General features: G+C 47.0%; 17 protein-coding genes. 4 read left to right on the top strand and 13 right to left on the bottom strand.

Annotated elements, in window-relative coordinates:
* Positions 1-87: 87 nt before the first annotated feature.
* A complete protein-coding gene (locus tag Pas1_RS04805) occupies positions 88-897 on the top strand; it encodes an outer membrane protein assembly factor BamD (RefSeq protein WP_404824863.1) in 810 nt (269 codons plus the stop codon).
* Here the strand turns inward: Pas1_RS04805 and alr are convergent.
* Positions 890-1,990, bottom strand: coding sequence for an alanine racemase (alr, locus tag Pas1_RS04800; RefSeq protein ID WP_112238475.1), 1,101 nt, complete (start codon positions 1,988-1,990; stop codon positions 890-892). The two genes, Pas1_RS04805 and alr, sit on opposite strands and share 8 nt — an antisense overlap.
* A 75-nt stretch (positions 1,991-2,065) precedes the next feature.
* Between alr and lplT the strand changes: the two genes are divergently transcribed.
* Entirely contained in the window at positions 2,066-3,385 is a 1,320-nt protein-coding gene (lplT, locus tag Pas1_RS04795; protein WP_112294650.1) for a lysophospholipid transporter LplT, read from the top strand.
* Positions 3,386-3,387: 2 nt separating this feature from the next.
* Here the strand turns inward: lplT and Pas1_RS04790 are convergent, their stop codons facing one another.
* Genes Pas1_RS04790 through scpA form a run of 8 tightly spaced genes read right to left on the bottom strand, consistent with a single transcriptional unit; the run spans position 3,388 to position 12,429 of the window.
* Positions 3,388-3,897 carry a uracil-DNA glycosylase family protein gene (locus tag Pas1_RS04790; RefSeq protein ID WP_112294649.1) on the bottom strand — a complete coding sequence of 170 codons (510 nt, stop codon included), beginning with the start codon at positions 3,895-3,897 and terminating at the stop codon, positions 3,388-3,390.
* Positions 3,894-4,406 carry a ribosomal protein S18-alanine N-acetyltransferase gene (gene rimI / locus Pas1_RS04785; protein ID WP_112294648.1) on the bottom strand — a complete coding sequence of 171 codons (513 nt, stop codon included), beginning with the start codon at positions 4,404-4,406 and terminating at the stop codon, positions 3,894-3,896. The genes Pas1_RS04790 and rimI overlap by 4 nt, the downstream gene beginning before the upstream one ends.
* Positions 4,406-5,116 carry a tRNA (adenosine(37)-N6)-threonylcarbamoyltransferase complex dimerization subunit type 1 TsaB gene (tsaB, locus tag Pas1_RS04780; RefSeq protein ID WP_112294647.1) on the bottom strand — a complete coding sequence of 237 codons (711 nt, stop codon included), beginning with the start codon at positions 5,114-5,116 and terminating at the stop codon, positions 4,406-4,408. The genes rimI and tsaB overlap by 1 nt, the downstream gene beginning before the upstream one ends.
* 21 nt (positions 5,117-5,137) lie before the next feature.
* The gene (locus Pas1_RS04775; RefSeq protein WP_112204049.1) at positions 5,138-5,602 is read right to left on the bottom strand and encodes a VOC family protein; all 465 of its coding nucleotides are present in this window, start codon (positions 5,600-5,602) and stop codon (positions 5,138-5,140) included.
* A 9-nt stretch (positions 5,603-5,611) separates the two neighbouring features.
* On the bottom strand, positions 5,612-7,636 hold the full coding sequence (gene accC, locus Pas1_RS04770) for an acetyl-CoA carboxylase biotin carboxylase subunit (RefSeq protein WP_192874768.1): 2,025 nt from the start codon (positions 7,634-7,636) through the stop codon (positions 5,612-5,614).
* Positions 7,637-7,659: 23 nt separating this feature from the next.
* Positions 7,660-9,192 carry an acyl-CoA carboxylase subunit beta gene (locus Pas1_RS04765; RefSeq protein ID WP_112294645.1) on the bottom strand — a complete coding sequence of 511 codons (1,533 nt, stop codon included), beginning with the start codon at positions 9,190-9,192 and terminating at the stop codon, positions 7,660-7,662.
* Positions 9,193-9,201: 9 nt separating this feature from the next.
* Complete coding sequence (gene meaB / locus Pas1_RS04760) at positions 9,202-10,224, bottom strand: methylmalonyl Co-A mutase-associated GTPase MeaB (RefSeq protein WP_404824864.1); 1,023 nt, start codon at positions 10,222-10,224, stop codon at positions 9,202-9,204.
* Positions 10,225-10,245: 21 nt separating this feature from the next.
* A complete protein-coding gene (gene scpA / locus Pas1_RS04755) occupies positions 10,246-12,429 on the bottom strand; it encodes a methylmalonyl-CoA mutase (protein ID WP_112294644.1) in 2,184 nt (727 codons plus the stop codon).
* A 94-nt stretch (positions 12,430-12,523) separates the two neighbouring features.
* On the opposite strand from scpA, the gene Pas1_RS04750 reads away from it, so the two are divergent.
* Positions 12,524-13,162 carry a GntR family transcriptional regulator gene (locus tag Pas1_RS04750; RefSeq protein ID WP_112204059.1) on the top strand — a complete coding sequence of 213 codons (639 nt, stop codon included), beginning with the start codon at positions 12,524-12,526 and terminating at the stop codon, positions 13,160-13,162.
* A gap of 78 nt (positions 13,163-13,240) precedes the next feature.
* Here Pas1_RS04750 and Pas1_RS04745 read toward each other — a convergent pair whose 3' ends face one another.
* Positions 13,241-13,585 (bottom strand): c-type cytochrome, encoded by a 345-nt coding sequence (locus Pas1_RS04745; protein ID WP_112295168.1) that lies wholly within the window; start codon positions 13,583-13,585, stop codon positions 13,241-13,243.
* 13 nt (positions 13,586-13,598) lie between these two features.
* On the bottom strand, positions 13,599-13,961 hold the full coding sequence (locus Pas1_RS04740) for a c-type cytochrome (protein WP_112204062.1): 363 nt from the start codon (positions 13,959-13,961) through the stop codon (positions 13,599-13,601).
* A 152-nt stretch (positions 13,962-14,113) separates the two neighbouring features.
* Between Pas1_RS04740 and Pas1_RS04735 the strand changes: the two genes are divergently transcribed.
* A complete protein-coding gene (locus tag Pas1_RS04735; protein ID WP_112294643.1) occupies positions 14,114-14,572 on the top strand; it encodes a RidA family protein in 459 nt (152 codons plus the stop codon).
* A gap of 9 nt (positions 14,573-14,581) precedes the next feature.
* Here Pas1_RS04735 and parC read toward each other — a convergent pair whose 3' ends face one another.
* Entirely contained in the window at positions 14,582-17,050 is a 2,469-nt protein-coding gene (parC, locus tag Pas1_RS04730; protein ID WP_225971656.1) for a DNA topoisomerase IV subunit A, read from the bottom strand.
* A complete protein-coding gene (locus Pas1_RS04725) occupies positions 17,050-19,038 on the bottom strand; it encodes a DNA topoisomerase IV subunit B (protein WP_112294642.1) in 1,989 nt (662 codons plus the stop codon). The genes parC and Pas1_RS04725 overlap by 1 nt, the downstream gene beginning before the upstream one ends.
* Positions 19,039-19,104 lie beyond the last annotated feature (66 nt).

The raw sequence follows: 19,104 nt of genomic DNA, 5'->3' as shown, positions 1-19,104 counted from the left end.
GACGTATTTTCAGACGCCAGTTTAAGGCTTGCCGCTGCTATCCAGAAAATTGTTTCACTGAAGCAAGGGCGTCGGGCAATCGCGCTGATGCTGATTTCCACTGCAAGTGTATTGCTGGGCGCTTGTGCTGGTAGTGATGGTCAGAAAGATGATGCGGATATTTGGTCTGAATCCCGCCTGTACTCTGAAGCTACAGACAAACTCAAGGATGCTGATTTCGCAAAATGCGGCAAATATTTTGACAAACTTGAGGCACGCTTCCCATTCGGCCCCTACTCACAACAAGCTCAAATTAATGCTGCTTATTGCTACTGGAAAGCACAGGAACAAGCCCAGGCATTAGTGGCAATTGATCGCTTCATTAAGCTATATCAAGGCAGCCCCAATTTAGATTACGCCTATTACCTTAAAGGCCTCATCACCTTTAATGATGATTTAGGTTGGCTGGGTAAATTCACAGGTCAAGATCTCAGTGAACGGGATCCAAAAGCGGCCAAAGAGGCATTTGAATCTTTCAAGATGGTGGTCACGCGCTTTCCCGATAGTAAATATGCACCCGACTCAATCGATCGGATGCGTTACATCGTGAACTCCCTTGCAGAAGCTGATGTCATTGTGGCTCGTTATTACTATCAACGCGGCGCTTACTTGGCTGCTGCTAATCGGGCCCAATTGGTAATTCGTGACTATGATCGCGCACCCGCTGTTGAAGAAGCGCTTTACATCCTCATTAAGTCTTACAACAAGCTAGATATGCCAGATTTAAGTTCTGATGCTGAGCGCGTCTTTAAATTAAACTTCCCTGATAGTCAGATGCTGATTACGGGTCAGCGTATCAAAAAAGAGAAGAAATGGTGGCAGTTCTGGATCAAAGAGAACGACGGTCAAATTAAATAATCTTGACAGGAACTCGGGGGGCTACAGCACAGATGAGCTCGTAGCCTATGGTGCCACTCTGGTAAGCAACCTCATCAACCGGAACATGTGCACCCCATAATTCCACACCAGTGCCTAAATTTGCTTTAGGCGCTCCGCGCAAATCAATGGTTAACATATCCATCGAGACCCGACCCACAATCGGACAAATGACTCCGCCATTCTTCATCGATGGATCTGAGACCCACACCGGAGTGCCTTCTTTAGCATGTCTTGGGTAACCGTCAGCGTAACCGCATGCAACAATGCCAATCCTCATTGGCTCGCTGGCTTCATATACTCCGCCATACCCTACTCGTTCTCCGACCGCTAACTCTTGAGTATCAATAATTTCACTTGTCAGTGACATTACAGGGTTTAAACCGCCGTGCTCAATATCAGAATATCTTCCCGTTGGTGAAGCGCCATACAAAATCACGCCTGGTCTAACCCAATCACCCAATGTGTTCCGATGCCAAAGAATCGTCGCCGAATTACCGAATGAAGTTGCCCCCGGCAAACCATCAATCCCCGCATTGAAGCATTCCAATTGCTCATCTACTGTTGGAGAGCGATCGAGTTGATCAGCGTTAGCAAAATGGGTCATATGATGCATGTGATAACCAGCAGCATGAAGGCGATGAAAAGCCGTTCTGTATGCATCGGGCTTAAAGCCAAGACGGTTCATGCCACTATTCATTTTCAGAAACACATTCAATCTGGAGTGCGGCAGAGCATCAAAAGCCTCCAGCCAGCGAACTTGGTTTTCACAATGAATCACTACATCACAAGCCAGCTGATGAGCAAGACTGAGCTCATTCTCATGAAATAAACCCTCAAGAAGGAGAATTCGACCTTGCCAACCATGATCTCTGAGCCAGCCAGCATCCTCAATATCGAGAACCGCAAAGCCATCTGTTGAACCAAGACCCTTAAGGGCAGCCTCTAAGCCATGGCCATATGCCCTAGCCTTAATAACGCACCAAATCTTAGACTCTGGGGCTAAGCCCCTAATTTTGGCTAAATTATGCTCAAATGCAGCTGTATCAATAGCGGCCAAAATCGGTCTGGTCATCAGGCTATTCGCCGAACTGCCCATATAAAAAAGCCCCTTTCGTGTTTTAATTGCAGCAATGACTAGATTGTACGAATGAACCGTAGTTTTTACACCATTATGGCGGCGCAATTTTTTTCGTCGCTCGCCGATAACGCATTGCTGATTGCAGCAATTGCCCTCCTGGTCCAGCTCCAAGCTCCGGCCTGGATGACCCCTTTACTCAAATTATTCTTTGTATTGTCCTATGTTTTGCTAGCGGCTTTTGTGGGAGCCTTTGCTGACTCCAGACCCAAGGGTAATGTAATGTTCATCACCAACTCGATTAAATTTGTCGGCTGTATTTTCATGCTCTTTGGTGCCCACCCCCTACTTTCCTATGCCATTGTCGGTTTAGGAGCAGCAGCCTATTCACCAGCTAAATATGGAATATTAACTGAGCTGTTACCACCGGAAAAGTTAGTTGCAGCAAATGGCTGGATTGAAGGCCTTACGGTAAGCTCCATCATTTTAGGAACCGTTTTGGGCGGCATTCTGATTAGCAGTGCTGTATCAGGATCCCTCCTGAGCTTTGATATGCCCGTGATCGATACAGGTATTGATACACCCGCTGAGTCAGCAATCCTCATTACGATGTTTATCTATATGGTTGCAGCGCTGATTAATTTACGCATTCCAGATACGGGAGCGCGCTATCTTGCGCAAAAAACAAATCCTATCGAGCTCATTAAGGATTTTGCGCACTGCTTTTTGACCCTTTGGAATGATCGTTTGGGGCAAATTTCTCTGGCAGTCACCACTCTCTTCTGGGGAGCGGGTGCTACCCTGCAATTTATCGTTATTAAGTGGGCCGAAGTTTCTTTGCATATGAACTTATCTCAAGGCGCTATTTTGCAAGCGATCTCAGCCGTAGGGGTTGCTGGCGGGGCTGTCTGGGCCGCTTGGCGCGTACCTTTACGCAAATCACTCACGGTTTTACCTTATGGCATTGCGATGGGTATTGTGGTTTGTACCCTTGCTCTATATAACTCTGATATGTTGCCCGACACTGTTTTATTGAATTTCTATTCTTTAAAGCTGCATCTTAATCTTCTACCTGCCTATTTCTTATTGATGTTAGTGGGCTGGCTGGCTGGCTATTTTGTCGTACCAATGAATGCCCTATTGCAACATCGGGGACACGTTCTCATGTCAGCAGGTCACTCAATTGCAGTACAGAACTTCAATGAGAATATTTCGGTGCTATTCATGTTGGCAACCTACGCCCTTCTCATTTGGTTTGATTTCCCCGTGAAATACGTCATCATTGGCTTTGGCGTTGTAGTAAGTCTCATTATGTACATGGTCATGCGCCGACATGCCGCAAATCAAGCTGAATATGACTCACTTCACCTAATTGGTGAACACAAGCACTAAGTCTATAGACTTTGTAGTACCGATTTGGCGAGCAAAAGATCCTGCCATAACAATCGCTTATCTTGTGGTTTAGAAATGTAATGCTCTAAAGTAAAAGATGGTATCAAAGGAATCTCTTCCAGACCTTCAATACTGAGCTCCAAAATTGTCTCTCGTAGCTCATCCAAAGTATCTCTTTCACCAGTCATAGCCTGCACTGCTTGACCACCAAAGGCAATTGAGACTATCGGCAAAGCATTATCAGGCTTAGCAAGCTTGCTTTTATTAACGGGTTCTTGCCACAGCCATTCATCAGTGCGTAAGCCCAAGACGCGGATCAAATTCTGAAAGAGCGCTTCTGCCTCGCCCTTAGGCTTACTGCCGAAGAACCACCAAGTTCCCCTTGGTTTGCTCTGAGCAGAAGAATCTAAGGGTGCCTCAGTGGAAGCCAATGGCATGGCGTCTTTAGAAACCCATTCAGAAATACCCATCTCTTTAAGAATGGCTGAATTGGAATTGTTGACTGTGTTCATGCCGATAGGTTAATGGATTTAGCCATCACCTGTGCATCTTCTCGTTGGCCGCTCGCCTGATCAGCTGGGTAATAATCTTTACGTACCCCAATCTTTTCATATCCCAAACTCTCATACAGGGTAATAGCTGGGATATTGGATGGTCGCACCTCAAGAATAATGCGAGGCATTTGGCGACTAGCTGCAACTCCTTCAATAGCCCTCATGATTCTGGCTGCAATCCCGAGGCGACGCAATTTAGGTGCTACAGTGATATTGAGGAGATGTAATTCATCTACGGCCGGGTAGAGAACGCAATAGGCCCATAAAACTTGTGGATCCAAATAAGAGCCAGGCTCCGCATCCTTTGGCTCGGGGCGTATGCAATAAGCCCAATGACCCGCTGCTAAAGAGTCATTGAAGTTCCCTTTGGTCCAAGGGTGTGCATGAGAAATCTGCTCTATAGACAGAACTGCGTCTAGGTCACCACTCTGCATCGGCAAAAAAGCCAGCTCAGCTGCATCCGCCATTATTTGACCAGGGTGTTTTGTAAGCGCTCTTCAGTAGTGAATGCGACTTTATTGCGTATATAAAGAGGCTCTAAACGATCAACCGAGATTTGTAAGTCTTGATCCCACATGCTCTGAGCAAGCATGAGAACTCCAAGCGAATGAATGCCGATTTGCGCATTCTGAATTGTGGTCTTGGGAATTGCCAATCGATTGCCGAACTCTACAATCGCACTACCAATCACAACATCAGCTTCACTAAAGTCTACCGTCTCTGGTGAGCTTAGCTTGACTTCGGAGATGCGCTTTGGAAATGCATTTAATTGCAATTGATACTGTGCCCAATAAACCTCATCCATCCTTGCATCTATCGCTACCACGAGATTTTTTGCAGAGCTGTTGGCTTGATCTTTATGGCTAAATTGCGCTGCGATCGCATCCAGACTGATGACAGGGATTACGGGTAGATTCGCACTTAGCGCAAGACCTTGCGTAACAGCCACTCCTAAGCGCACGCCGGTAAAGGCACCAGGACCAACACCAACAGCAATGGCATCTAGATCTTGAAGATCAATTTCTGCTTCCTGTAAGAGCGCTTCAATCCAAGGCAAAAGATTCTGGCTAGCAGTTGCAGATAATTTTTCGTGACGAAATAATGGCTTAGCAGTCCCCGCGCTAAGGGCTACTGAACACCATGAAGATGAAGTATCAATTGCAAGTAAACGCGCCAAACTAAGCCTATGAGGAAATATCTAATGACTCAAGCCGCGAATGATATCCGCTGGGGCTTGCACTAATTCAATTAGAACACCTTCACCACCAAAGGGAAATTCTTCATTGCCTTTAGGGTGGATAAAGGTAATGTCATGACCGGCAGCCCCCTTACGAATACCGCCAGGAGCAAAGCGCATACCGTGGGCGGTTAACCATTCGACTGCTTTAGGTAAATCATCGACCCATAAGCCAATATGATTCAATGGCGTTTGATGAACAGCAGGTTTTTTATCGACGTCAAAGGGTTGCATGAGATCGACTTCAACTTGATGGGCCCCAGTGCCGATTGCACAGATATCCTCATCTACATTTTCCCGCTCTGAAACGAAAGTGCTGAGATATTCAAAACCCAATAAGTCAATCCACAGTTTACGAAGGCGGTCTTTGCTCTCTCCACCGATCGCAATTTGTTGAATACCAAGAATCCGAAAAGGCTTTGACATGGTGTACTCTTATTGAAAACGAATAATAAGTTGATCAACTGTCAAACTATCACCCTCTTTGGCACAAATCTCAGAGATGATTCCATCTTGCACTGCACTAAGGGTATTCTCCATCTTCATCGCTTCTATTGCTGCTAGTTTTTGGCCAGCCGTGACACTTTCACCGGCTTTGACAAAAATCTTCGTTAATAAGCCAGGCATTGGGGATAAAACCAATTTAGAAGTATCTGGCGGCAACTTAACAGGCATGCGGCGCTGTAATTCAGCGCCCAAGGGACTCAGAACCATGCAGTCATATTGAGCACCGTCTAGAACAAGATAGTATTTAACGCCACGACGTTCTACTTGAGCAGTAATCTTGCTGGTGCCATTGATTCTGGCGTGCAAAGTAATATCGCCTGGACGCCAAGTGCTTTCAATATCGTAACGACTCAAACCATCAGCCGCATCAATATAGACGGAGTAGACACCTTGCTTTAACTCAATACGGGCTGGTAACTCATATGGATCCTCGCTAGCACCGACCCGTTTGCTACTAACAATGACAAATTGTTTTGCAATCACCATCTCATGACCAGCTAATTGGCCGTCAATCAGCTTGATATGCTCAAGATAACGGTAGCGCATGAATGCAGCCAAAGCTGCTAATCTGTTTGGATCAGCAGGCTGAACGGAATCTTTCTTAAATCCCTGTGGATACTCTTCTGCAATAAACCCTGTTGTGAAATCGCCTGATACGAAACGAGGGTGTTGCAATAAAGCAGCCTGAAAAGGAACATTTGAATGAATGCCTCGAATCACGAAGTTATTCAGAGCATCACGCATCTTTTGAATGACTTCTGCTCGGTCTTTGCCATGAACGATCAATTTGGCAATCATCGAGTCGTAATACATCGGAATTTCACCACCCTCGTAAACACCTGTATCGACACGAACACCGTCCTGCTCTGCTGGAGGGCGGTATTTAACCAGGCGACCGGTAGAAGGCAAAAAGTTGCGGAATGGATCGTCAGCATTGATGCGGCATTCCATTGACCAACCATCAAGTTTGACGTCTTCCTGCTTAAATGCCAGCTTTTCTCCAGCGGCAACCCGAATCATCTGCTCAACGAGGTCAAGGCCTGTAATACCTTCTGTGACCGGATGTTCCACTTGCAGTCGAGTATTCATTTCAAGGAAGTAGAAAGAATTGTCTTTGCCCACCACAAACTCAACCGTACCGGCTGATTGATAGTTCACAGCCTTGGCTAAAGCTACGGCTTGCTCGCCCATTGCTTTGCGGGTCGCAGGATCGATAAATGGCGATGGCGCCTCTTCAATCACCTTTTGGTGGCGTCTTTGGATCGAGCAATCCCGTTCGCCCAAATAAACTATATTGCCGTGCGCATCCCCTAAAACTTGGATCTCAATATGGCGTGGGCCTTCAACAAATTTTTCAATGAAGATGCGGTCGTCACCAAAGCTGCTCATTGCCTCTGTTTTGCAAGCAGCAAAACCCTCAGCAGCCTCTTTGTCATTGAATGCAACCCGCAAGCCTTTGCCCCCGCCACCTGCAGAAGCTTTAATCATGACTGGGTATCCTATACCCTGAGCAATCTTTACCGCCTCTTCAGTTGTGGCAATTGCCTCGTTATGTCCAGGAATCGTATTGACTTTAGCTTCGAGCGCTAGCTTCTTGGAGGCAATCTTATCCCCCATTGCTGCGATGGATTGATGTTTAGGGCCAATAAAGACGATGCCTTCTTCTTCACAACGCTTGGCAAACAGTTCGTTTTCAGATAAGAAGCCATAGCCAGGATGAACTGCTTCTGCCCCTGTATCTTTGCAGGCTTGAATGATGCGATCCATGACTAGGTACGATTCACGCGATGGTGCAGGCCCGATACAGACTGATTCATCAGCCATCTGCACGTGTCGAGCCTCTTTATCAGCCTCTGAATAGACAGCGACCGTCTTGATGCCCATCTTTTGAGCCGTTTTAATCACACGGCAAGCGATTTCACCGCGGTTTGCAATCAGAATTTTCTTAAACATTTTGCTTGTCATAGTCAGCCGCCTTACAGAGGGATATTGCCGTGCTTACGAGCGGGGTTCTTTAATTCTTTGTCTTTCAACATTGCCAAAGATCGTGCAATGCGTTTGCGCGTCTCATGCGGCAAGATCACATCGTCAATGTAGCCGCGCCGACCTGCAACAAATGGATTGGCAAACTTGGCTTTGTATTCTGCTTCGCGCGCAGTTATTTTGGTGGAATCAGACTTTTCTTCACGGAAAATAATCTCTACAGCTCCCTTGGGACCCATTACGGCAATTTCTGCCGATGGCCATGCAAAATTGACATCGCCCCTCAAATGTTTTGACGCCATTACGTCATAGGCACCGCCATAGGCTTTACGTGTAATTAAGGTCACTTTCGGCACTGTGCAATCAGCATAGGCATACAGTAACTTTGCGCCATGTTTAATGATCCCGCCGTACTCTTGCGCTGTCCCTGGCATGAATCCTGGCACATCCACTAATGTCACCACTGGAATATTAAAGGCATCACAAAAGCGCACAAAACGGGCTGCTTTGATAGAGGCTTTGATATCGAGACAGCCAGCAAGAACCAGTGGCTGATTGGCAACAATGCCGACGGTTGAACCTTCAATGCGTGCAAAGCCAATAATAATATTCTTGGCAAAGTCAGGCTGAAGTTCAAAGAATTCGCTATCGTCGACCATTTTATGAATCAGCTCTTTGATGTCATAAGGTTGATTTGGATTTGATGGCACTAAAGTATCTAATGAATAATCAGGCTCTTCGTGTCGATTTGGAATACGGACTACTGGGGGTTTCTCACGGTTCGAGAGCGGTAAGTAGTTAAAGAACCGTCTAAGCATCATGATTGCTTCTACGTCATTCTCAAATGCAAGATCACACACCCCAGATACTGTGGAATGCGTTACTGCACCGCCAAGCTCTTCTGCGCTTACATCTTCATGCGTTACTGTCTTCACAACCTCGGGACCCGTCACAAACATATACGAACTGTCTTTGACCATAAAGATAAAGTCAGTCAGCGCTGGTGAATAGACTGCGCCACCAGCAGATGGACCCATGATTAAGGAGATTTGCGGTATCACGCCTGAGGCTGTGACATTGCGCTGAAAGATTTCTGCATAGCCACCTAAAGAGGCAACACCTTCCTGAATTCGTGCCCCACCAGAATCGTTCAAACCAATTACTGGAGCGCCGACTTTAAGTGCTTGATCCATGATCTTGCAGATTTTTTCTGCATGGGCTTCTGAAAGTGATCCGCCTAGAACTGTGAAGTCTTGCGAAAAAACAAATACCAAGCGGCCATTAATCATGCCGTAACCAGTCACCACACCATCACCAGGCACGGTTTGTTCATCCATCCCAAAATCATGGCAACGATGCTCAACAAACATGTCCCACTCTTCAAAAGAGCCCGCATCCAGTAGCAGTTCAATTCGTTCGCGAGCGGTGAGCTTTCCCTTAGCATGCTGTGCTTGAATTCTTTTTTGACCGCCCCCAAGTCTTGCTAGCTCACGCTTATCTTCGAGCTGTTGAATGATTTCTTTCATAATATTTCCTTAGAAAAATTCGTGTCCCATAGCTTCAAGTAAGCGACGGGCCGCTACGGAGGCAGCCATCGTTCCTGCATTCACCTCGGCGCTTAATCTAGGTAATAGCGCTTGAACTTCGGGATGGTTGCGGAAGGCGTGCTTAAGTCCAGCGTCGATGCGCTCCCACATCCAGGAGCCTGCCTGTTGTTTGCGACGCTCTTGCAGTCTTCCATTGGCGATCTGTAATTTTTGAAAATGAAGAATGCTCTCCCAGAGTTCTGGAATCCCTTGACCATTGAGAGCGCTTAAACTCATCACAATCGGATGCCAATAATCCTGCTGATGGGTCGCATGGTCTGGATTGCCCTGAAATCCCAACAACCGCAAAGAGCTGGTAATAAAAGCTTGCGCTCTCATTGCAGCATTAGGATCGATATCGGCTTTATTAATCACAATCAGATCTGCTAGCTCCATTACGCCTTTTTTAATAGCCTGGAGGTCATCGCCTGCATTGGGAAGCTGGAGCAAGAGAAATAAATCTGTCATACCCGCTACTGCAATCTCACTTTGACCTACACCCACTGTTTCAACGATCACGATATCGTGACCAGCCGCTTCTGCAACCAAAAGGGCTTCACGGGTTTTTTCTGCAACACCACCTAGAGTCCCCGATGATGGGCTTGGACGGATAAAGGCATGCTCATGAACGGATAGGCGTTCCATGCGTGTCTTATCGCCCAGAATCGAACCGCCCGAGATGCTCGATGAGGGATCAATTGCCAAGACCGCAACGCGGTGTCCTTTATTGATTAAATACAGACCTAGGGTTTCAATTAAAGTCGATTTACCAACCCCTGGCACACCTGAGATACCTAAACGAAAGGACTTGCCAGTTTTAGGAAGTAATGCGTTAAGTAGTTCGTCTGCGCGCGTACGGTGATCTGAGCGCGTAGACTCTAGAAGAGTGATGATCTTCGCCAGGGCACGACGTTGCGCTGGCGATGGTTTACCAGTGAGATCCTCAAACAAGGATTGATCAGCGGGATTCATCATGAACTTGGAATCCTAGACTTAACTAGGATTAACCTGTTTCCGAATTTGCTCTAGCACGTCTTTTGCTGAAGCTGGTATCGGTGTTCCGGGTCCATAGATACCCTTCACGCCCGCTTCGAACAGGAACTCATAGTCTTGGCGAGGAATAACGCCACCCACAAACACGATGATGTCATCAGCGCCCTGCTTCTTAAGCTCTTGAATAATTGCAGGCACCAAAGTTTTATGGCCGGCAGCCAAAGTGGAGATCCCTAAGGCGTGTACATCATTCTCGATGGCTTGACGGGCACACTCTTCTGGCGTCTGAAACAAGGGGCCAATATCAACATCAAAACCTAAATCAGCGAAGGCTGTAGCGACTACCTTGGCGCCACGATCATGACCATCCTGACCCAATTTCGCAATCATCACTCGAGGACGACGGCCAAAGTCTTTAGCGAAATCCGCGATTTCTACTTTGAGTTTTTCCCAGCCCTCGGCTGAGTCATAAGCAGCTGCATACACTCCGGTCACCTTTTGCGTATCGGCGCGATGGCGCCCGTAAACTTTCTCTAATGCGTCTGAGACTTCACCGACCGTGGCGCGCAAACGAATTGCATCCACAGCTAATCCTAGTAAATTACCGGTGTTCTCTTCTGCGGCTTTGGTTAAAGCATCAAGTGCCAAATCGACCTGTTTCTGATCACGTTTGGCTTTGATATTTTTTAAGCGAGCGATCTGACTATCACGCACCTTATCGTTGTCGATCATCAATACATCGACCAAGTCTTCTTTAGCAAGCTTGTATTTATTCACGCCCACAATGACATCTGAACCTGAATCAATCTTGGCCTGCTTTTCTGCAGCAGCAGCTTCAATCTTCAGCTTGGCCCAACCACTTTCAACTGCTTTGGTCATGCCGCCCATGGCTTCGACTTCTTCGATAATCTCCCAAGCCTTATCGGCCATTTCTTGGGTGAGGTTTTCCATCATGTAAGAGCCGGCCCAAGGATCAATCACATTGGTAATGTGAGTCTCTTCTTGCAAAATCAATTGCGTATTACGAGCAATGCGGCTTGAGGTCTCAGAGGGTAAAGCAATTGCCTCATCAAAGGAATTGGTATGCAAAGACTGCGTGCCACCAAACACTGCCGCCATCGCCTCAACCGTAGTACGGACTACGTTGTTATAGGGATCTTGCTCGGTTAATGACCAGCCTGAGGTCTGGCAATGGGTGCGGAGCATCAGTGATTTGGGATTCTTCGGCTCGAAGGTTTTCATAATGCGCCACCACAAGAGCCGTGCAGCACGCAATTTAGCAACCTCTAAATAGAAGTTCATGCCAATGGCAAAGAAAAAGGAGAGGCGTCCAGCAAAACCGTCGATATCCAAACCTTTTGCTAGCGCTGTCTTTACATACTCCTGACCATCAGCCAAGGTGAATGCCAATTCCAATACTTGGTTAGCGCCTGCCTCTTGCATGTGATAACCCGAAATGGATATCGAGTTGAACTTGGGCATGTACTTTGCGGTGTACTCAATAATGTCGCCAATGATGCGCATCGAAGGCTCAGGTGGATAGATATAGGTATTACGCACCATGAACTCTTTCAGGATGTCGTTCTGAATTGTTCCGGATAGTTGATCTTGCTTAACACCCTGCTCTTCACCGGCAACGATATAGCCTGCCAAGACCGGCAATACGGCCCCATTCATTGTCATAGATACCGAAACTTTATCCAGTGGAATACCGTCAAACAATATTTTCATATCTTCGACTGAGTCAATTGCCACACCTGCTTTGCCCACATCGCCTGTGACACGGGGATGATCAGAGTCATAGCCGCGATGGGTTGCCAAATCAAAGGCTACTGATACACCTTGGCCGCCGGCATCGAGTGCTTTGCGATAAAAAGCGTTGGATTCTTCTGCAGTTGAAAATCCCGCGTACTGTCGAATTGTCCAGGGACGAACCGAATACATCGTTGCTTGTGGGCCGCGGACAAATGGCTCAAACCCTGGCAAGGTATCCGCGTAGTTAAGGCCTTCAAGATCTGCGGAGGTATACAAAGCCTTTAAATGAATTCCATCGGGTGTTTGCCAACCCAATTGATCAACATCGCCATTAGGAGCGGATTTTTGAGCCGATTTATTCCAGGACTCCAGATTGGTCTTTGTTACTTCAGGCCAAGATGTTGTTTTGTCCTTCTTAATACTAGGCATCTAGCGCTCCCATATGGCTGCATCAATCTCACAAAATATTTAAGGCTATTTTGCTTGACAAATCCCAGTTTGTCTAGATATTGTATACATAATTATGAATACAAAACTAATAAATAGGCCCTTATACGAGGATGTCGCTGACCGTCTCAGAGGGCAAATCTTTGCCCACGAACTGGAGCCCGGTAGCTGGTTAGACGAGCAAAGCCTGGCTGTGCAGTTCGGAATTAGTAGAACGCCTATGCGAGAAGCCATTAAATTACTGGCTGCTGAGGGACTTGTGACGATCAAATTGCGTAGAGGCGCCTATGTCACTGAGGTAGAGCGATCTGATTTAGAGCAAATCTTCACTGTTCTATCCCTGCTGGAGGGCGAAGCAGCCAAAGAGGCGGCTATGAAGGCCAATGAATCCCAACTGAATCAGCTCGATGACTTACACCATCGCCTAGAGAAGGCAGCTGCGGATAGAGATATTGAGCAATTTTTTGAGATTAATGTGCGATTTCATGAGCTTATCCTCGATATAGCCGGCAATAAATGGCTGAACGGAGTGATTGGAGATTTGAGGAAGGTTCTCAAACTTCAAAGAAAAGACTCCCTAAATCGAACTGGAAGATTACAAAACTCCCTCTTAGAACATCGACAAATTCTGGAGGCCATCCTCAAAGGCGACGCTAAAGCTGCTGAGATGGCAATGCGTAAGCACTTGGCTCTAGGCTTGGAAGCTGCTAGATAGATTTAAGTGTATTAGTTCTATACAAAACAATGGCTTAGGAGCTTATCCTAAGTCATTACTGTACCTCATAAAGCAGTGTTACTTTTTGATTACTAAAGTGCCTGGTAACGAAGAAACGTAAGCTGCGATATCTTTTAAATCTTGATCTGAATAGGGTTGAACCTGGCCTGCCATGATGGCATTGTTACGGCCGTACTTGGCATTACTGCCACCGACTTGATAGGCATGTAAGGCGTAGTAGAGGTAATCAGCAGGTTGACCAGCCAAGCGTGGATAAACTGGCAAGATTGGGGCATTCAGTCCAGCGCCATGGCAAGAAGTACAAGCGCCCTTCTCTACCAAAGCCTGACCTTTTTGAATATCAGCAGCATTAGCCAAGCCAACACAGCAAAACACAAGAGTTGTGATGAATGCAAATTTCATAGACATATCTCGATTACTTCAATGGGTTAATCGGTGAGCTGGATGTTTGGGCAGCATAGTATTCGCCAATATCAGCCATATCCTGATCTGACAAGCTTCCGGCAATCGCTCTCATGGTTGGGTGCTTACGCTCGCCCTTTTTATACTCAGACAAGGCAACTGCGATATAGCCGGCATTTTGTCCGCCAATCATGGGAACCCGGTAGACCAGTGGGTAGTCAGCGCGATAGTCGGGAATCGAATGGCAGCCTGTACAAAGCCATACTTTTCCAGCACCTGCTTTAGCAGACCCCTGAACATCGTCAGCTTGTGCCGCAAAAGCAATAAAAGCCAAACCAGCGGATAAGGCCAATTGGGAAATCAAGTGTTTTTTCATAGAAATCATCAAGAAGCAGATTGATAAAAAGTTTGAGAGAGTATAGCGGAGACAGCAAGCAACTAGCCTGGAATGCGTATTTTTAGCAAATTGGCGTTTATAGGGAATATTTTTCCCTATACTTTCTCCTATTCCCAATTATCGAGAACACCATGACCGCCGTAGCCTCAGATCGCCTCAAAAGTTTAGGTATTGAATTACCCCCAGCGGGTCCTCCCGCAGCAGCTTATGTGATGGCGACCACCTCAGGAAATAGCGTTTACCTCTCGGGGCACATAGCAAAACAGGCTGGCAAAGTTTGGGTCGGCAAACTCGGACAAGATATGGATACTGAAACGGGCAAAAAAGCAGCACGCGCGATTGCCATCGACCTACTTGCCACACTTCATCATCACTTAGGCTCAGTCGATCGGGTCAAGCGCATTACTAAAGTGATGGGGTTAGTAAACTCCACTCCAGCATTTACTGAACAGCACTTAGTCATTAACGGATGCTCAGAACTCTTATTCGATGTCTTTGGTGATGCAGGCAAACATGCTCGCAGCGCCTTTGGTGTAGCTCAAATCCCTTTGGGTGCCTGCGTAGAAATCGAACTCATCGCCGAGATTTAAAACACTACTTTAGTTGGCTTTGAGTTTTCCGTCTTTCAGGCGAGGCTCAACAAAGTGACCTTTACGTGCACGATTGCCAACAAATGTTTTTAGAGTCTTAGCATCCAGATTGAGTTCCGTTGGTTTACCGGCCCTTCCTGCGCCCGAATAAGTTGCACCTTCAGCTCCCACTGTAATCGCAGAAGCTAAAGTCTCTTTACCATCTAAGCCCATCAGAATCACACCCTTACCTCCGGCAGGCAAACGCTTGAGTTCGTCTAATGGAAACACTAAGAGCTTGGCACTCTCCGATAAACAAGCGACCTGTTTCATGCCAACAGATACTTTGGCTGCCCCAAGTGGAGCATCTCCGCTCGGAAACTTCGCATCGACACCAACGAAAGCCTTACCGGCTTTATTGCGCGTCATCATATCGCTCACATTGGCCAAAAAGCCATTACCTGCTCGTGTTGAAATCAACACAAGGTCATCAGCATGACCTGCGTAATACGCCACCATTTGTGATCCGGCTGCCAAATTGACGAAGCTAGTGAGGGGTGATCCATCACCACGTGCACCAGGAAGCTCACTTACAGGGACGGTATAAACACGGCCATCACTACCAAAGCCCTGCATTAAATCGACGGTGCGGCATTCGAAGGTGCCGTACATTCCATCGCCAGCCTTAAATGAGAACTGGCTTGGATCATGTTCATGACCTTGACGAACGCGGACCCAACCCTTTTGAGAAACAATCACGGTCACTGGCTCATCAACCACTTTGGTCTCAGCTACGGCACGCTTATCCTCTTGGATGATGGTGCGACGATCATCACCAAAGTCCTTCATATCGGACTCAATCTCTTTGATGATGCGCTTACGTAAATTGCTATCGTTTTGTAAGAGTCCTTCAAGATCATCGCGCTCGGTTTTCAGCTCCTTGAGCTCTTGTTCAATCTTGATGCCCTCTAAGCGAGCCAACTGACGCAAACGAATATCCAAGATATCTTCTGCTTGACGCTCAGTGAGTTTGAAGGCAAGGATCAAATCTGCCTTGGGCTCATCGCTATTACGAATGATCTTGATGACCTTATCAATATTCAGAAGCACCGTTAAGCGGCCCTCCAAAATATGCATGCGGTCTTTGACTTTACCGAGACGGTACTCAGTGCGGCGAGTGACGGTTTGTACTCTGAAACCAATCCACTCTGAAATAATTTCTTTGAGGCCCTTTTGACGAGGACGACCATCCGTTCCAATCATCACTAAATTAATTGGTGCGTTTGACTCTAAAGAAGTATGGGCGAGCAAGAGATTAACGAACTCATTGACTTCCACGTTTTTACTCTTAGGCTCGAATACCAAGCGCACTGCTGCGTCTTTGCTTGACTCGTCACGCACGCCATCTAATACCGCCAAGATGGTTGACTTCAAGTTATTTTGATCGGTCGTTAAGGTTTTCTTGCCAATCTTGACCTTGGGATTGGTGATCTCTTCAATCTCTTGTAACACTTTTTGGGAGGAAGTTGAAGGTGGCAATTCATTTACGACAATTTGCCACTGACCGCGAGCCAATTCTTCTACAGACCAACGGGCTCTGACCTTCAGACTACCGCGACCACCCTCATAGATCTGGGCAATCTCATTAGCAGGAGAAATGATTTGTCCGCCCCCCGGAAAATCAGGGCCTGGCATGATCTCCAATAAATCGGTAGTCGACATTTTGGGGGACTTCATCAAGGCAATCGCCGCGCTGGCAACTTCCCGTAAATTATGCGAAGGAATTTCCGTGGCCATGCCGACCGCGATACCAGAAGCACCATTAAGAAGAACAAAAGGTAAACGCGCTGGCAATAACTTAGGCTCTTGGAATGATCCATCATAGTTCGGCGCAAAATCTACAGTACCTTCATCAATCTCACTAAGGAGTAAACCAGCAATTTTGGTTAAACGCGCTTCGGTATAGCGCATTGCCGCCGCGCCATCACCATCTCGTGAACCAAAGTTACCCTGACCATCGATTAAGGGATAGTGTAATGAAAAGCTTTGTGCCAAACGCACCAGTGCGTCATAAGCAGATTGATCGCCGTGTGGATGGAACTTACCCAACACATCACCTACAACACGGGCACTCTTCACTGGCTTCGCATCTGAGCGCAAGCCCATCTCGCTCATAGAAAATAAGATACGGCGTTGAACTGGCTTTTGTCCATCAGCAACATCAGGTAAAGCACGGCCCTTGACAACGCTGATGGCGTAGTCTAAGTAAGCACGCTCTGCGTAAACTGCTAGCGTTAAGCTATCCTTGTCATCTTCGTTGAGTTCGACCTTGTTAGGATCGTGCGGCGGAGAACTTCCGCCAGACTTTGATGGCTTTGGCAAAGGTTTGTTAACCTCAGCAACCTCAGTCTCATCGAGATTCGAAAAGAGATCAGCCTGCTCTGCTGGCTTAGTCGATTTTGCGGAAACCGTTTTCTTAACGGGCTTCTTAATGGCCATTAGATATCTGCCTCAACTTCATTACCGCGTTCCTCTAACCAATCGCGCCGAGCGCCAGATTCTGATTTACCCATCAACATATCCATGGTTTTAATGGTTTCATCCTGAGTCCACTCGCCTAGTGTTACTGGTAGCAGGCGTCGAGTGTCTGGATTTAAGGTGGTATCCCATAATTGTTCCGCACTCATTTCACCCAAACCTTTAAAGCGGGAAATCTGCCAAGCGCCATCACGAACACCATCTTTACGTAATTTATCTTCAATCGCTTGTAGCTCATTCGCATCGAGCGCATAGATTTTCTGAGCAGGCTTCTTGCCACGGGCTGGGGCATCAACCCTAAATAAAGGTGGTCTAGAAATATAGACATGGCCCAAATCAATCAATTTTGGAAAGTGCTTATAGAACAAGGTGAGTAGCAACACTTGAATATGGGCTCCATCAACGTCCGCATCAGAGAGAATGCATACCTTGCCATAACGTAAATTGCTCAAGTCGATCTCGTCATTGGGACCATGGGGATCAACTCCAATCGCTACGGCAATATCGTGCACTTCATTATTGGCAAAGAGGCGATCACGCTCTGCCTCCCAAGTGTTAAGAACCTTACCGCGCAGGGGCAAGATTGCCTGATATTCCTTATTGCGACCCATCTTTGCTGAGCCACCCGCCGAATCCCCCTCAACCAGGAAGATTTCATTCATGCCGGTATCTTGACTCTCGCAGTCGGTTAACTTTCCTGGAAGCACTGCAACCCCTGAAGATTTTTTCTTCTCGACTTTTTGGCCAGCGCGGGTTCTCGCTTGGGCTTGTTTAATGACCAGATCAGCCAGTTTTCGACCGTAATCCACATGTTGATTTAGCCAAAGCTCGAGAGCCGATTTTGAATAAGCAGAAACTAAACGCACTGCATCACGAGAGTTCAGGCGCTCTTTAATTTGTCCCTGAAATTGAGGATCCAAAACTTTTGCCGATAAGATGAAGGACGCCCTGGCAAATACATCCTCCGGCATCAGCTTGACACCTTTGGGTTGTAAGGCATGCATCTCAATAAAACCTTTGACGGCATTAAATAGGCCTTCGCGCAAACCGCTCTCGTGAGTTCCCCCGGCTGGCGTTGGTATTAGATTGACATAGCTCTCACGAACTGGGGCTCCATCCTCAGTCCAAGCAACAACCCAAGCAGCGCCTTCGCCTTCAGCAAAACCATCTTCATCACTATTACCCGTTGCGTATTGCTCACCTTCAAATGGCGGGATGACCTCAGCACCATGACCTGCTTGCGCGATTGCCTCATTGAGGTAGCCTCTTAAGCCTTGAGCGTATTGCCAAGTTTGACTATCGCCCGATTTCTCTTGAATCAGCGTGACCTTGACACCAGGGAGCAAAACTGCCTTAGATCTTAGTAGGCGAATCAACTCCGGCATGGGAATAACAGCGCTATCAAAATACTTTGCATCAGGCCAAGCTCGCACTCGAGTGCCATGCGACTTATCTTCTTTGCCGGCAACTTTGGATTTGAGTTTCTCGATGACCTTGCCATCAGCAAAGGTCAGCGTAGAAACTTGTCCATCACGCCATACGGTAACTTCTAATCGTTTCGAGAGTGCATTCGTAACGGAGACGCCAACACCATGCAGACCGCCGGAGAAAGCGTATGCTCCACCACTGCCTTTTTCAAACTTGCCGCCAGCATGCAATTGGGTGAATACGATTTCTACTACAGGGAGCTTCTCAGTGGGATGTATTCCAACAGGAATACCTCGACCATCGTCTTCTACGCTCACACTACCATCGGTATGCATCGTCACAGTAATGTGCTTACCAAATCCCCCTAAGGCTTCATCTGATGCGTTATCCAGAACCTCTTGAATGATGTGCAGTGGATTATCAGTACGGGTGTACATTCCGGGCCGCTGCCGGACAGGTTCAAGGCCTTTGAGGACCTGAATCGATGATTCGCTATATTCGGAGGTTTTACGTGTAGCCATTCGCGCAAATTGTAGCCATGTCTGGCTGATACCCTCAAATTTCAGCGATTAACCCTCTATTCATGC

The organism is Polynucleobacter paneuropaeus, assembly GCF_003261235.1.
In the GTDB taxonomy this organism is placed as follows: Bacteria; Pseudomonadota; Gammaproteobacteria; order Burkholderiales; family Burkholderiaceae; genus Polynucleobacter; species Polynucleobacter paneuropaeus.
The sequence above is the reverse complement of the archived record's forward strand: the minus strand, read 5'-3'. Positions and strand labels throughout refer to the sequence as shown.